Source organism: Nocardiopsis flavescens, from assembly GCF_900141985.1.
GTDB lineage: Bacteria > Actinomycetota > Actinomycetes > Streptosporangiales > Streptosporangiaceae > Nocardiopsis > Nocardiopsis flavescens.
Map to the genome: position 1 here is coordinate 75,003 of NZ_FQZK01000017.1, position 13,211 is coordinate 88,213.

The 13,211-nt window shown below is 75.7% G+C and carries 9 protein-coding genes; 4 read left to right on the plus strand and 5 right to left on the minus strand.

The genetic code is table 11. The annotated features are described in order from the left end of the window. Nucleotides 1–779: 779 nt before the first annotated feature. Nucleotides 780–3,824 carry a bifunctional [glutamine synthetase] adenylyltransferase/[glutamine synthetase]-adenylyl-L-tyrosine phosphorylase gene (locus BUE45_RS23245; protein ID WP_073381659.1) on the plus strand — a complete coding sequence of 1,015 codons (3,045 nt, stop codon included), beginning with the start codon at nucleotides 780–782 and terminating at the stop codon, nucleotides 3,822–3,824. Here the strand turns inward: BUE45_RS23245 and BUE45_RS23250 are convergent. Then, the gene (locus tag BUE45_RS23250) at nucleotides 3,812–4,924 is read right to left on the minus strand and encodes a sensor histidine kinase (RefSeq protein WP_073381660.1); all 1,113 of its coding nucleotides are present in this window, start codon (nucleotides 4,922–4,924) and stop codon (nucleotides 3,812–3,814) included. The genes BUE45_RS23245 and BUE45_RS23250 overlap by 13 nt on opposite strands. Further along, entirely contained in the window at nucleotides 4,921–5,595 is a 675-nt protein-coding gene (locus BUE45_RS23255; RefSeq protein WP_073381662.1) for a response regulator transcription factor, read from the minus strand. Before BUE45_RS23255 ends, BUE45_RS23250 begins: the two co-directional genes overlap by 4 nt. A gap of 172 nt (nucleotides 5,596–5,767) precedes the next feature. On the opposite strand from BUE45_RS23255, the gene BUE45_RS23260 reads away from it, so the two are divergent. Further along, nucleotides 5,768–6,367 carry a D-alanyl-D-alanine carboxypeptidase family protein gene (locus BUE45_RS23260; RefSeq protein WP_084737702.1) on the plus strand — a complete coding sequence of 200 codons (600 nt, stop codon included), beginning with the start codon at nucleotides 5,768–5,770 and terminating at the stop codon, nucleotides 6,365–6,367. A gap of 34 nt (nucleotides 6,368–6,401) precedes the next feature. Here BUE45_RS23260 and BUE45_RS23265 read toward each other — a convergent pair whose 3' ends face one another. From BUE45_RS23265 to BUE45_RS23275, 3 genes are all read right to left on the minus strand, one after another. Further along, nucleotides 6,402–8,198: a carbohydrate-binding module family 20 domain-containing protein gene (locus BUE45_RS23265; protein WP_073381663.1), complete on the minus strand. Its 1,797-nt coding sequence runs from the start codon at nucleotides 8,196–8,198 to the stop codon at nucleotides 6,402–6,404. 381 nt (nucleotides 8,199–8,579) lie between these two features. Then, nucleotides 8,580–8,921 carry a hypothetical protein gene (locus BUE45_RS23270; RefSeq protein ID WP_073381665.1) on the minus strand — a complete coding sequence of 114 codons (342 nt, stop codon included), beginning with the start codon at nucleotides 8,919–8,921 and terminating at the stop codon, nucleotides 8,580–8,582. A 73-nt stretch (nucleotides 8,922–8,994) separates the two neighbouring features. Beyond that, nucleotides 8,995–9,612 (minus strand): hypothetical protein, encoded by a 618-nt coding sequence (locus BUE45_RS23275; RefSeq protein ID WP_342746040.1) that lies wholly within the window; start codon nucleotides 9,610–9,612, stop codon nucleotides 8,995–8,997. Nucleotides 9,613–9,878: 266 nt separating this feature from the next. Between BUE45_RS23275 and BUE45_RS23280 the strand changes: the two genes are divergently transcribed. Both BUE45_RS23280 and BUE45_RS23285 read left to right on the plus strand, forming a co-directional pair. Next, nucleotides 9,879–10,061 (plus strand): hypothetical protein, encoded by a 183-nt coding sequence (locus tag BUE45_RS23280; RefSeq protein WP_073381667.1) that lies wholly within the window; start codon nucleotides 9,879–9,881, stop codon nucleotides 10,059–10,061. Nucleotides 10,062–10,107: 46 nt separating this feature from the next. Next, complete coding sequence (locus BUE45_RS23285) at nucleotides 10,108–13,032, plus strand: helix-turn-helix transcriptional regulator (protein ID WP_342746041.1); 2,925 nt, start codon at nucleotides 10,108–10,110, stop codon at nucleotides 13,030–13,032. The last annotated feature ends 179 nt before the right edge of the window (nucleotides 13,033–13,211 follow it).

The following is a 13,211-nucleotide window of genomic DNA, read 5'->3' on the forward strand; positions in this document are numbered from 1 at the left end:
GGCGCGGGCGCCCCAATCCTTGTCGGCAGTGATAACTCGGTACTCGGTAATTTCCCTAGTGGGGGGCATCAAAACACTCCTCGATTGATCAGGAAGTCCAGGCTACGTCGCGTGTACGACATGCAGGAGACAACCCTGCCGCGTGCCAGGCGCTATGCGCGGCTCGAAGCGCGCTACCCCCCACTGCCTAGCTAGCCAGGGGGTAGGCGGAGGCTGGTCCGGAGGCTGCGGAGGCTAGGCGGAGGCTGAGAACGGGCGCTAGCCTCCGCAGCATCTGCGCAGTTCAGAGGCGGTTCTGACACGCATGCGGAGGCTGCGGAGGCTAGCTCTTCTTATTCTCTAAGAAGGTGAAGAGCACCAGCAGCAAGCCCCCCACTGGCTAGCTCTACGAACCCCGGCCACGGCAGGCCGGTGGTCCGCCTCGGGCGCACATCGGGCGCACACCAGAGCTGAAAACGGCGCGAGACGGCGCGTGTTACCAACAGATGAAGTCGGGCCCCAGCTGGGGACTTCGGGGGTTCGCACTGCTAGCGTCTTGGCAGACATCAGTTCTACGACATCTAGGCCGCAGTCGCAGCTCCCCGGAGAGGCGCGCCCGGCGGCGCGCCCTCCTCCCCGGGGCCGGTATCCGAACGGATACCGGCCCCGACCCGGTTCCGGACCGTCCCCGGGCGAACCCGAGAGCGGGAGCGCACGGAGGTGTTCCGGCCCCCGGCCGTGCGGTCCGCCGGAGGCCGTGCGGTTACCGTTGACGCGTGGCAAGGGACGGAAGAGACACCATGACGGCAGGCGCGCTCGCTCGGCGCGGCTTCAGCGACAGCCCCCGGGCCCTGCGGCTGGTGACGGGGGCGGGGCTGGACTCCCCCTCCGACACGGCCGTGATCGACTCCCTGGCGGCGGCCCCCGACCCCGACCGGGCCCTGCTGGGACTCATCCGCGTCCTGGAGAGCGACCCCGACCCCGACGCGCTGCGCGACGCGCTGCGCGAGGACCCCGCCCTGCGGGACCGGCTGTGCCGGGTGCTGGGCACCGGCGCAGCGCTCTCCGACCACCTGGTGCGCCACCCCGGCGACTGGCGCGAACTGCGCGGCGCCGACGCCGCCCGCACCCCCGATCCGCAGGAGCTGCGCCGGGGCCTGCTGCACACCGTGGGCGCCGACCCCCACGCCGCCGCCCCGGCCGCCGACCTCTCCGGCACCCGCTCCGCCGAGGAGCTGCGCCACGCCCTGCGCGTCGCCTACCGGCGCCGGGTGCTGCGGCTGGCGGGCCGGGACCTGACCGGCCTGGCCACCGTGGACGCGGTCGCCGCCGAGCTGTCCGACCTGGCGGCGGCCCTGCTGGACGGGGCGCTGGCGGTGGCCCGCGCCGAGCACCCCGAGGACGCCGCCCGCTGCCGCCTGGCCGTCATCGGCATGGGCAAGTGCGGGGGCCGCGAGCTCAACTACGTGAGCGACGTGGACGTGGTGTTCGTCGCCGAGCCCGCCGACGCCCCCGGGGACGGCGGGCCGGTGGACGAGCAGGCCGCGATGCGGTCGGCGACCCGGCTGGCCACGGCCCTGATGCGGGTGCCCGCGGAGACCGACGCGGAGGGCACCCTGTGGGAGGTGGACCCGGCGCTGCGCCCCGAGGGCAAGAACGGGCCGCTGGTGCGCCCCCTGTCGGGGCACCGCGCCTACTACGAGCGCTGGGCCAAGACGTGGGAGTTCCAGGCCCTGCTCAAGGCCCGCCCCATCGCCGGGGACATGGAGCTGGGCCGCGCCTACATGGACGTGATCACACCCATGGTGTGGGAGGCGTCCTCGCGCAGGAACTTCGTCGAGGACGTGCAGGCGATGCGCCGCCGGGTGCTGGAGCACATCCCCGCCGGGCAGGCCGACCGCGAGCTCAAGCTGGGCCCCGGCGGGCTGCGCGACATCGAGTTCTCGGTGCAGCTGCTGCAGCTGGTGCACGGGCGCGCCGACGGGCGGCTGCGGTCGGGCACCACCCTGGTGGCCCTGGCCGCCCTGTCCGAGCACGGGTACGTGGGCCGCCCGGACGCGGCGGGGCTGGCCGACGCCTACCGGTTCCTGCGCCGCCTGGAGCACCTGCTCCAGCTGGAGCGGCTGCGCCGCACCCACCTGATGCCCGACGGCGGGACCGCCGACGGGCAGTCGGAGCTGCGCCTGCTGGGCCGCGCCCTGGGGTTCACCGCGGACCCGGTGCGGGAGCTGACCGAGGCCCGGCGCAAGGTCGCCGCCGAGGTGCGGCGCCTGCACGAGAAGCTGTTCTACCGGCCGCTGCTGAACGCCGTCGCCAAACTGCCCGGCGAGGAGGCGCGGCTCTCCCCCGAGCAGGCCCGCGACCGCCTGGAGGCGCTGGGGTTCGCCGACCCCGCCGGGGCGCTGCGCCACCTGGAGGCGCTGACCTCGGGCGTGTCTCGGCGCGCGTCGATACAGCGCACCCTGCTCCCGGTGATGCTGGGGTGGTTCTCCGACGCCCCCGACCCCGACGCCGGTCTGCTGGGGTTCCGCCAGGTCAGCGAGGCCCTGGGCACCACCCCGTGGTACCTGCGGCTGCTGCGCGACGACGTGCGGGTCGCGGAGCGGATGGCGTGGCTGCTGGGCACCAGCCGCTACGTCACCGAACTCCTCCTGCGCGCGCCCGAGGCGGTCGGGATGCTCGCCGACGACGCCGACCTGGTGCGGCGCGACCCCAAGGTGATGGCCGCCGAGGCCGACGCGGCGCTGCGCCGCTACGACACCGCCGAGGAGTCGGTGTCGGCGGTGCGGGCGCTGCGCCGCCGGGAGCTGCTGCGCACGGCCGCCGCCGACCTGCTGGAGGTCTCCGACGTCCGGGACGTGGGGTCGGCGCTGACCGACATCGCCGCGGTGACCATCGACGCCGCCCTGCGGGTGGCCTCCGCCCGGGTCCTGGAGGCCGACGGCGAGGAGCTGACCCGCGTGTGCGTGGTCGCGATGGGCCGGTTCGGCGGCGGCGAGCTGACCTACGCCAGCGACGCCGACGTGATGTACGTGCACGCCCCGCTGCCCGGGGCGGACGCCACGGCGGCCACCCGGCAGGCCATGGCGGTCGTGCGGGAGCTGGCGCGGCTGCTGGAGATGCCCGCCGCCGAACCCGCGCTGAAGGTCGACACGGACCTGCGGCCGGAGGGCCGCAGCGGTCCGGTGGTGCGCACCCTGGACTCCTACGCCGCCTACTACGGCCGCTGGTCGCAGGTGTGGGAGAGCCAGGCGCTGCTGCGGGCCCGGCCGGTGGCGGGGGACCCGGAGCTGCGGGCCGCGTTCAGCGCGCTCATCGACCCGGTCCGCTACCCGGAGGGCGGCATCGAGGCCTCCGCGGTGCTGGAGATCCGCAAGCTCAAGGCGCGGATGGAGTCCGAGCGGCTGCCGCGCGGCGCCGACCCGACCCTGCACACCAAGCTGGGCCGGGGCGGGCTGTCCGACGTGGAGTGGGTGGCCCAGCTGACCCAGCTGCGCCACGCCCACGAGTACCCGGACCTGCGCACCACCGGCACCCTGGAGGCGCTGGAGGCGGCCGTCGCCCACGGGCTGCTGGCGGCCGACGACGGTGTCGTGCTGGAGCAGGCCTGGCGGCTGGCCTCGCGGGTGCGCGGCATGGTGATGCTGGTGCGCGGCCGGGGCGGCGACTCCCTGCCCACCGACCTGCGGGTGCGGGCGGCGCTGGCCGCGGCCCTGGGCTGCCGCACCCCCGAGGACGGCGAGGAGGGCCTGTGGGAGGGGCCCGCCGAGCAGCTGACGGAGGCCTACCTGCGCACGACCCGCCGGGCGCGGGCCGTGATGGAGCGGGTGTTCTACGACGAGTGAGCCCGGACGGGGAGGGCGACCGCGACGGTGAGCCCTCCCCCCGGACGCGGGTCCAGGCGCAGCGTCCCGCCGTGGACGTCCACGACCCGGGAGACCAGGGCCAGCCCCAGGCCGTGGCCCCCGCCGTCGCGGCGGGTGCGCCCCTCCCCGCGCAGGAAGGGCTCGGTGAGCCGGGCGACGGTCTCCGGTGCCAGGACGGGCCCGGTGTTGTCGGTGCGCAGGACGGCCGAGCCGTCCGGGGCGCGGCCGACGGAGACGGTCGCGGTGCCGCCGCGGACGTTGTGGCGCAGGGTGTTGCGCACGAGGTTGTCGGCCAGCCGCAGCAGCAGTTCGGGGTCTCCGGTGACCGGCGCGGGCGAGGCCTCCAGGCGCAGGTCCACGCCGCGCCGCCCGGCCTCCCCGCGGGCTTCGGCGACGGCCCGGCGGACGGGGTCGGCCAGGTCCAGGGGGCGGGCGGCGGCGGTGACGGCGTCGACGTCGGCCAGCCGCAGCAGGGCCTCGGTGAGGCCGACCGCGCGGGCGTTGACCTCGCTGAGCCGGTCGATCAGGGGGTCGTGGCCGGGGTCGCGGCGGGCGACGTCGAGCATGGTGGCGGTGACCGCCAGCGGGGTGCGCAGCTCGTGGGAGGCGTTGGCGGCGAACCTCTCCTGGACGGCGAAGGCGTCCTGGAGCCGGTCGAGCATGTGGTCGAAGGCGTCGGCCAGGCGCCGGAACTCGTCGTCGGGCCCGGTCAGGCGGATGCGGTGGTCCAGGCGGCCGGTGGCGACGGCGCGGACCGCCGCGTCGATGCGGTGCAGGGGCCGCAGCACCCATCCGGCCAGGAACCAGCCGCCGGACAGGCCGATGACGGCCAGCGCCGCCAGCACCCACAGGGTGACGTCCACCAGGGCCGCCACGATCTCGCCCCGGGAGGCGATGTTGATATGGGTGACGCTGGGGTCGGCCGTGGTCAGCGGGTAGTCGGGGAGGTACCGGACGACGATGTACACGCCGGCCAGGACCGCCATGCCGGACAGGACCAGGAAGGCGGCGTAGCCCAGGGTGAGGCGCAGTCGGGCGCTGACCGGCAGTCCCGGGCGCCGCGGCGGCGCCCCGTTCACCGTTCCCGCCCGGGGGCGGTGAGGCGGTAGCCGACGCCGGGGACGGTCACGAGGGGGTCGGGGTCGCCCAGCGCCTTGCGCAGGTGGGAGACGGCCACCCGGGGCGCGCTGGTGAAGGGGTCGGCGTGCTCGTCCCACACCTTCTCCAGCAGGGTCTCGGCGGTGACCACGGCCCCGTCGGCGCGCATGAGGAGTTCGAGGACGGCGAACTGCTTGCGGGGCAGGCGCAGCGGGCGGGTCCCCCGGTGGGCCTCCCGCCGGTAGGGGTCCAGGCGCAGGTCGCCGACCCACAGGACGGGTCCCACGGCGGCGGCCGGGCGGCGGGCCAGGGCGCGCAGGCGCACCACCAGCTCTTCCAGGGCGAACGGCTTGGTCAGGTAGTCGTCGGCGCCCAGGGAGAACCCGTCGACCTTGTCGCGCAGCCGCGCGGCGGCGGTGAGCATGAGGACCCGGGTCCCGGGGTGGTCGCGGACCAGGACGGCGCACACGTCGTCGCCGTGCACGCCCGGGATGTCGCGGTCCAGGACGACGGCGTCGTAGTCGTGGACGGCGATGCGCTCCAGCGCCTGTTCCCCGTCCAGGGCGACGTCGGCGGCGATGGCCTCCTGGCGCAGGCCCGCCTGGAGGGCCTGGGCCATGTAGGGCTCGTCCTCGACGACCAGTACGCGCATGCGGTGTGTCCCCCCTCGTCGGCGGGCCCTCCCGGCCGCCCGGCTACGAGTCTAGGAGCCGGCCCCGTTGCGGAAGTGTTGCGTGATCGCGCGACACGGGCGCAACGCCCTCCCTGGTGGCGTGGGTCCCGAGCGCCGGACACGGGGTCCGGCCCTGGCGGGGGAGGGATCCGTGGGCGGAGTGCACCGATGGGCGGCGGCCTCGGCCGTGGCGGCCGTGCTGGCGGCGGGGGGCTGCGCGGCCCCGGGGGGCGGCGGGGGCGGCCTGCCGGGGGTGTCGGGCCCGACCGGCGGCGCGGGGCCGCTGACCGAGGACGACGGGTACGTGCCGGTGGGCGGGGGGCTGGCGGTGGACGCCGACGTGCCCGCGCTGACGGGGCTGGACCCCGAACTGCTGGCGGCGGTGCGCGAGGCCGCCGCGGCGGCGCTGGACGCCGGGATCGACGAGGTGGTGGTGACCGGCGGTTGGCGCAGCGAGCGCTACCAGGAGCACCTGTGGGAGGAGGCGGTGCGCGAGCACGGCGAGGAGGAGGCGCGCCGGTGGGTGGCCTCGCCCACCGGATCGACCCATGTCAGCGGGGACGCGGTGGACATCGGGTACACGAACGCGGCGGACTGGTTCTCGCGGTTCGGGCACGAGTACGGGCTGTGCCGGACCTACGCCAACGAGCTGTGGCACTACGAGCTGGCGGTGGAGCCGGGCGAGCCGTGCCCGCAGCCGGTCGCCGACGCCTCCGCGAGGCGCGGGGGCGCCCCCGCGCCTGGGGGGTGAGGCACGGGGGCGCCGGTCGGGAGGTCCCGCGCCCTCAGCGGTGGTTCCAGGTGACGGTGGCGGCGGGGCCGGTCCGGTTGGCCCCGGTCTCCCACTCCACGTTGCCGGAGCCGTCGATCTTGACGAGTTTCCACTCGGTGCCGGCGCCGATGGTCACCGTCCCGGACCAGGTGGGGTAGGTGGCGGCGTCGGTGGACAGCTTGACGCCCTGGGCCGGGTTCCAGGACCCGAGCGCCGGGGTGGAGCCGACCACGTACACCTCCTGTCCCCACTCGGTGTGGACGACCGCGTTGAACCCGTCGCCGGGGGTGCCCGGGTCGGTGCCGCCGCAGTCGTCCTCGCACTCGCCGTCCACGTGCAGGGCCACGGCCCCGTTCGCGGGGACCTGGACGGTGACGCTGCCGCCGGAGACGGTGGCGGTGCCGCCGCCCGCGGCGTTGTCGTAGGTGCCGTCGGGCAGGGAGGTGGCGGCGGTGAGCTGCCAGGCGCTCCCGGTGGCGTTGAAGGCGGCGAAGCCGCGCGCGCCGCGGTCGAAGGCCAGGCGTCCGCTGCCGTCGGTGGCCCGCTGGGTCAGGCCCGCGCTGCCGGTGGAGGCGCGGAAGCCGGCCATGCCCGCGACGGTGGGGTGCCGGTGGGAGCAGACCCAGGCGCCGGTGGAGCAGTCGGTGTCCTCGGTGATCCAGCCCGCCGGGTTGCCCCCGACGTTCCCGACGCTGGGCGGGCCCTCGGTGACGTTGTCGCCGAAGTCGTAGCCGGAGGTCACCACCGGGGTGCCGTAGGGGTGGGCGAGCATGAACGCGGTCGCCAGGTGGTAGCGGTCCCCGTCCTTGTAGGTGAGGGTCGGGTGGTAGCGCTGGGTGTCGTGGTTGTCGATGAAGACGGTGGCCTGGTCGGAGGTCAGCCCGCCGTAGTCCGGCAGCTGCGCCAGCCCGGCGATGTTGCCGTCCTTGAACTTGCCGGCCACGTCGCGCTGGTAGTCGAAGTTGGTGACCTCGCCGTAGGGGGCGTAGGCGGTGTAGGGGACGGTGGCGTCGCCGTAGACCTCGTGGAAGACGCGGGGGGTGCCGCCGAAACCGGGGACGGTGTTCAGGTTCCCGAAGATGTCGGCGATGTGGGCCTCGGGGACGTGCTTGGCGGCGTCCACGCGGAAGCCGCCCACGCCCAGGTCGACGAGGCCGTTGAGGTAGCGCTTGAGGTGGTCGCGCACCTGCGGGTCGGCGGTGTTGAGGTCGGCCAGGCCCACCAGCTGGCAGTTCTGGACCTCCTCCTTGTCGTTCCAGTTCGCGATCTCCTCGTAGCAGGGCCCGAAGTCGTCGCGGTCGTAGGAGGCGGTGCTGTCCCCGAAGAGGTCGGGGTGCTCGTACTTGCTCCAGGCGGTGCCCGCGCTGCCGACGCCGGAGCCGTCGCCGGTGGTGTGGTTGACGACGGCGTCGACGTAGATGCGGACCCCGCTGTCGCGGCAGGTGGCGACCATGGCCGCGAACTCGTCGGCGGTGCCCCGCCGGGTGTTGTCGAGCCGGTAGGAGACGGGCTGGTAGTCCTGCCACCAGGGGTGGTTGCCGCCCTCGGCGAAGGGGATGACCACGTGTTCCTGGGGCGGGGAGACCTGGACTCCGGAGAATCCGTTGGGTCCGAGGAAGTTCTCGCACTCGGCGGCGACGGAGTCCCAGTTCCACTGGAAGAGCTGGACGAGGGTCTCGCCGTCGGGGGTGACGGGTGCGGCGGCCTGCACGGGGGCGGGCAGGGGGGCCGCGGAGGCGGGGAGGGCGGTCAGGGGGAGGAGGAGCAGGGCCGCCGCGGCGGCGGCTTTGAGGGGGGTGCGTCGGTGCATCGGCGCTCCTGGGTCGCTTGCGGGGGATCGCGCATCCTCTTGCGGTTAACGCAAGAATTTGCGTGATGCCGAGCACACTACCGGCCTGTTACGGCTTTGTGAATAGACCCCGATCCGCGCGTCGAAAAGGAACGCCGTCCCTTCCGCGGTCCGGACCGGCCGCGATCACGCTCCGCCGCGCCGGGTCACCGGGGGCGCGAGCGCAAGAAATTGCGGGCGGATGCGGAAAGGACCGGTGCCGGCACGGACCACGGGTTCCGTGCGGGCACCGGTCCGGGACCGGTCGGGGATCGGGGGCGGCCTCCGGGCGGCGGGGAGCCCCCGCGGCCCGCCGGCCGCTCCGGCGCGGGAGCCGGGGCGGCCGGGGGCGGCACCGCCCCGCTACCCCCAGAAGACGGCGACGCCGATGTTGACGACGGCGAGCACGCCCGCGATGACCGCGAGGTTGCGGGCGGGCTTGCGCAGGTTCAGCACGCCCACCACCACGACGGCCAGGGCGATGAGCAGCTTGACGCCGATCTTGATGTGGTTCAGCTCTCCCAGGTCGGCCATCTCGGCGACGCCGACCAGGAGCAGGCCGGTGACGAGCTGGAGCAGGGAGCTGTGCAGCAGGACCTTGGTCGACTTGGGGTTGTCGGTCATGACCTGCATGAGGAAGCCCGCGATGATGCCCGCGAGGCCGATCATGTGCAGGAAGACGAGCGCGGAGTAGAGGATGTCCATGACCCCTAGACTACTACCGCGTGTAGTACTCGAAGGGTTTTCCTGACACCCCGACGTAACGATCGGGTGGATTTCACGCCATACGGCGCCGCCACACCAGCCATCCCAGCCCCACCAGCAGGGCGGCACCCGCCACCCGGAGCAGCATCGCGCCGTCCACCGCCTCCGAGGCCCGCGACAGCACCGTCGGCGAGGCCACCACGACCGTGTCGCTGGCACAGGCCGCCGGGTCGGCGTCCCGCTCCAGCAGCAGGCAGGCCGTGCTCATCAGCCGCTCCGCCCCCACCGCGTCCTCGCGCACGCGGACCCGGACCGTGTAGTCCCGCTCGCTCCCGGCGGCCACGTCCACCGGCCAGTTGACGATGCCGCCCTCCAGCACTCCCCCGCCGCCCACCTCCAGGATCTCCAGGTCGTCGGGGACGTGCTGGGCCAGCTGGGCGCCGCTCACCCCCTCGTCCGGGTCGCCGTTGGCCACCGTCGCCCGCAGCACCGTCTCGTGACCGGGCAGCGGGGCCGCCTCCTCCGCCGCCAGGGACAGCGCCACGAAGGCCTCCGGCGGCGTCGGGGCGGGCGCGGCCGGGCCGGCCGACCCCGCCGCCGGGGCCGCGGCGACCAGGCCCGCGCCCACCGCGGCGGCCAGCCCGGCCGCCCGCCACCGGCCCCGTCGGCCGTCCTCGATCCTGTGCATCATCCGCGCCTTCCGTCCGTGCGGTCACAACACCAACCAAGACAACTATGAGTACGCGCCGGATCGCCGGTTGTGACACGCCGGACGGGGCCACCGGGCCCGCCCGCCCCGGCCCCGAACACGGATAAGACGTCCCGCTCCGCCTAAGAACCCCTGAGACCCCCCGGTACCGCCGCGGAACAGGATTTCTCCCGATGCCCCGCCCCGGGTCTCAGACCGATCGTGGAGGAGGCGGGGCACCCGGCCCCGCCCGACCCGAGGAGGACGCCGTGTTCCACGAGGCCCTGTTCCAGGTCCCGCGCCCGCCGCTGACCGAGGAGGACGTCCGCCGCATCGGGCACCGCGCCGAGGCGCTGCGCCGGAGCCGCCGGGAGCGCCGCGCCCGCCTGGGCGCGTGGCTCCGGCCGGTGCGGCACCGGCGCGAGGACGCGCCCCGCGGCCGTGCCGCCTGAGCACGCCGCCGCCACCGCGCCGGACCGGCTGGGCATAATGGCGCCCATGCCCCTACTCCCCGGCACCGCCCCGGTGCTCGTCGGCCGTGCCGCACCGCTGGCGGCCCTCACCGCGCACGCCCGCCGCTGCCGCACCGAGGAGTCCGGCGCCCTGCTGCTCGGCGGGGACGCCGGGATCGGCAAGTCCCGGCTGGTCGCCGAGTTCGCGCGGACACAGGAGAACGTACTGGTCGGCGGCTGCCTGGAGCTGGGCGTGGACGGCCTGGCCTACGCGCCCTTCACCACCGCCCTGCGCCGCCTCCTGCGCGAGCGCGGACCCGCGCTCTTCACCACCGGGGAGGAGGAGAACGAACTCGCCCGCCTCCTCCCCGAGCTGGGCCCGGTCCCCGGACGCGGCCACCGCGACCGGAACGTCCTGTTCGGCCTGGTCCTGCACGTGCTGCGCACCGCCGCGGGCGACAGCGGCCTGACCCTGGTCCTGGAGGACCTGCACTGGGCCGACGGCGCCACCCTGGACCTGCTGGTCTTCCTCATCCGCAACCTCGACCTGCCCGGCGTGCAGCTCGTCGCCACCTACCGCAGCGACGACCTGCCCCGCGCCCACCCGCTGCGCCGCCTGCTCCCCGAGCTGGAGCGGCTGCCCCCGGTCGTGCGGACCGAGCTGGCGCCGCTCACCCGCGCCGAGGTCGAGGAACAGGTGCGGGCCCTCACCGGCCGCACCCCCGACCCCGCCGCGCTCGACGACCTGTACCGCCGCAGCGACGGCATCCCCCTGTACGTGGAGGCCCTGGCCGCCGCGGACGCCCCGCGGCCCGGCGGCGTGCCCGAGGCCTTCCGCGACCTGCTGCTGGCACCGGTGGACCGGCTGGAGGACACCCCCCGCTCGGTGCTGCGCCTGGCCGCCGTGGGCGCCGTCTCGGGCACCGTCTCCCACGAGGTGCTGCGCCGCGCCGCCGACCTGCCCGACCGGGAGCTGGAGGCCGCCCTGCACGGGCTGGTCGACGCCCGGCTGCTCCACGTCGACGGCGACGGCTACCGGTTCCGGCACGCCCTGCTGCGCGAGGCCGTCCACGAGGCGCTGCTGCCGGGCACCCGCACCCGCCTGCACCTGCTGCTGGCCGGCATCATCGGCGCCGACCCCGGCGCCGTGCCGCCCGAGCGCCGCGCCGCCGAACTGGCCCACCACTTCCAGGCCGCCCACGACCTGCCCCGCGCGGTGGCCTCCGCCTGGGACGCCGCCGAGCGCGCCGGGCAGGCCCTGGCCCACGGGGAGCGGCTGGCGATGCTCCGCCGCGTCCTGGAGCTGTGGGACCGGGTGCCCGGCGCACCCGCGCTCCTGGGAGGCCGCGAGCACCCCGAGGTGCTGGCCGAGGCCGCCCTGGCCGCGCTCCAGGCCGGACACCCCCGCACCGCCTGGCACCTGTGCGACGAGGCCCTGGCCGAGCTGCCCGCCGAGGCCGCCGACGACCCCGGCCGCGCGCTGCGGGCCATGGTGCTGCGCTGCCGGGGGCAGGCCCGCACCCACTGCGTCGACGCCGGCGCCGAGGACGACCTCGCCCAGGCGCTGCGCCTGCACCCGCCGGGCGACCCGGGGTACGCGCGCATGCTGTCGATCGTCGCCCGCGAGACCATGTTCCGCACCGACGGCCGCGGACCGCTGGACCGGTCCGCGGAGGACCTGTCCCGGGAGGCCATCGCCGCGGCCGAGCGCTCCGGCGACGACAGCGCCCTGGCCGCCGCCCTGGTCACCCTGGGATCGGTGCTCATGGGCCGGGGCCTGCTGGACCGGGGACGCCCCCACGTGGAGCGGTCCATCGGGCTGAGCCGCCGCATCGGCGACCCGATGATGGAGGCCCGCGGCGTCAACAACCTCTCCCACTACCTGCGCGAGCAGGGCGAGCACACCCGGGCGCTGGAACTGCTGGAGGGGTTCCTGTCCGCCCCGGACCGGGCCGGCTCCGCCTGGGTGTACGGAAGCTTCACCTCCCAGAACCTGGCCGAGACCCACTACGAGCTGGGGCACCTGGACACGGCGCGCGCCGTGTCCGCCCGCGCGCTCGGCCACAGCCCCACCCCCATGCACCGGGTCTTCCTCCTGGTCCCCGCCACCCGGGCCGCCGTCGCCGCCGGCGACACCGCGGCGGCCCGCTCCGGCGCGGACCGGGCCGGGCTGCGGGAGGCCGGGATCGCCACCGTCGACCGCGCCTCCGCGCTCAGCCTGGAGCGCCTGGACCAGGCCCAGCAGGCGGTCTCGGCCTGGCTGGACCTGCTGCTGGCCGAGGGCGAGGCCGCCACCGCGCGCGACTACGCCGCGCACATCCTCCGGCGGCCCGGGTTCACCGGATCGCTCGGGTACGGCTGGGTGGTCAACGACCTGGCCGCCGAGGCGGTGCGCCGGGCGGGCGGCGGGAACGGCGACCGGGTGCGGGACCTGGTGGCCGAACGGCTGGCCATGCCCGTGCGCGGCCCCGTCCAGGAGGCGTTCCGGGCCTCGGCGTCCGCCCGGCTGGCGGAGGGGACCGCCGAACCCGGGGAGGTCCTGGACCGGTGGGCGGCGGCGGTGGCCGCGTGGGAGGCCACCCCGCTGGTGCTGCACCTGGCCTCGGCCCGGCTGCGCGCCGCCCGCGCGGCCCTGGCCGTGCGCGACCAGGAGCGCGCCCGGGCCTGGTGGGAGCCGGTGGGGCCGGCCGCCGCCGCGAGCGGCGCGGCGCCCCTGGGGCACGAGGCCGCCGCACTGGGCCGCCGGGCCGGGTTCACCGCCCCCGACCGGGGCGCGCCCGCGGGGCTGACCCCGCGCGAGACCGAGGTGCTGCGCCTGCTGGCCGCTGGGGCCACCAACGCGCAGATCGCCGCGGAGCTGTTCATCTCGCCCAAGACGGCGAGCGTGCACGTCTCCAACATCCTGGCCAAGCTCGGCGTCGCCAACCGGTCCTCGGCGGGCGCCCGGGCCCGCGCACTGGGCCTGGACTGAGCCCGGTCTCAGACGCGCGCCCGGACGTCTTAGCCCCGGGGCCCCGGGACCGGCCCCGGGACCCCGATGTCTTAGGCCGCCCGCGCGGCGCCGCCCGCGGCGGCCCCGGGAACAGGGAGTTCTCCCGATGCGGCGGCGGGGCCCTCAGCGACATCGTGGAGTCGTCGGTGAGGGCCACC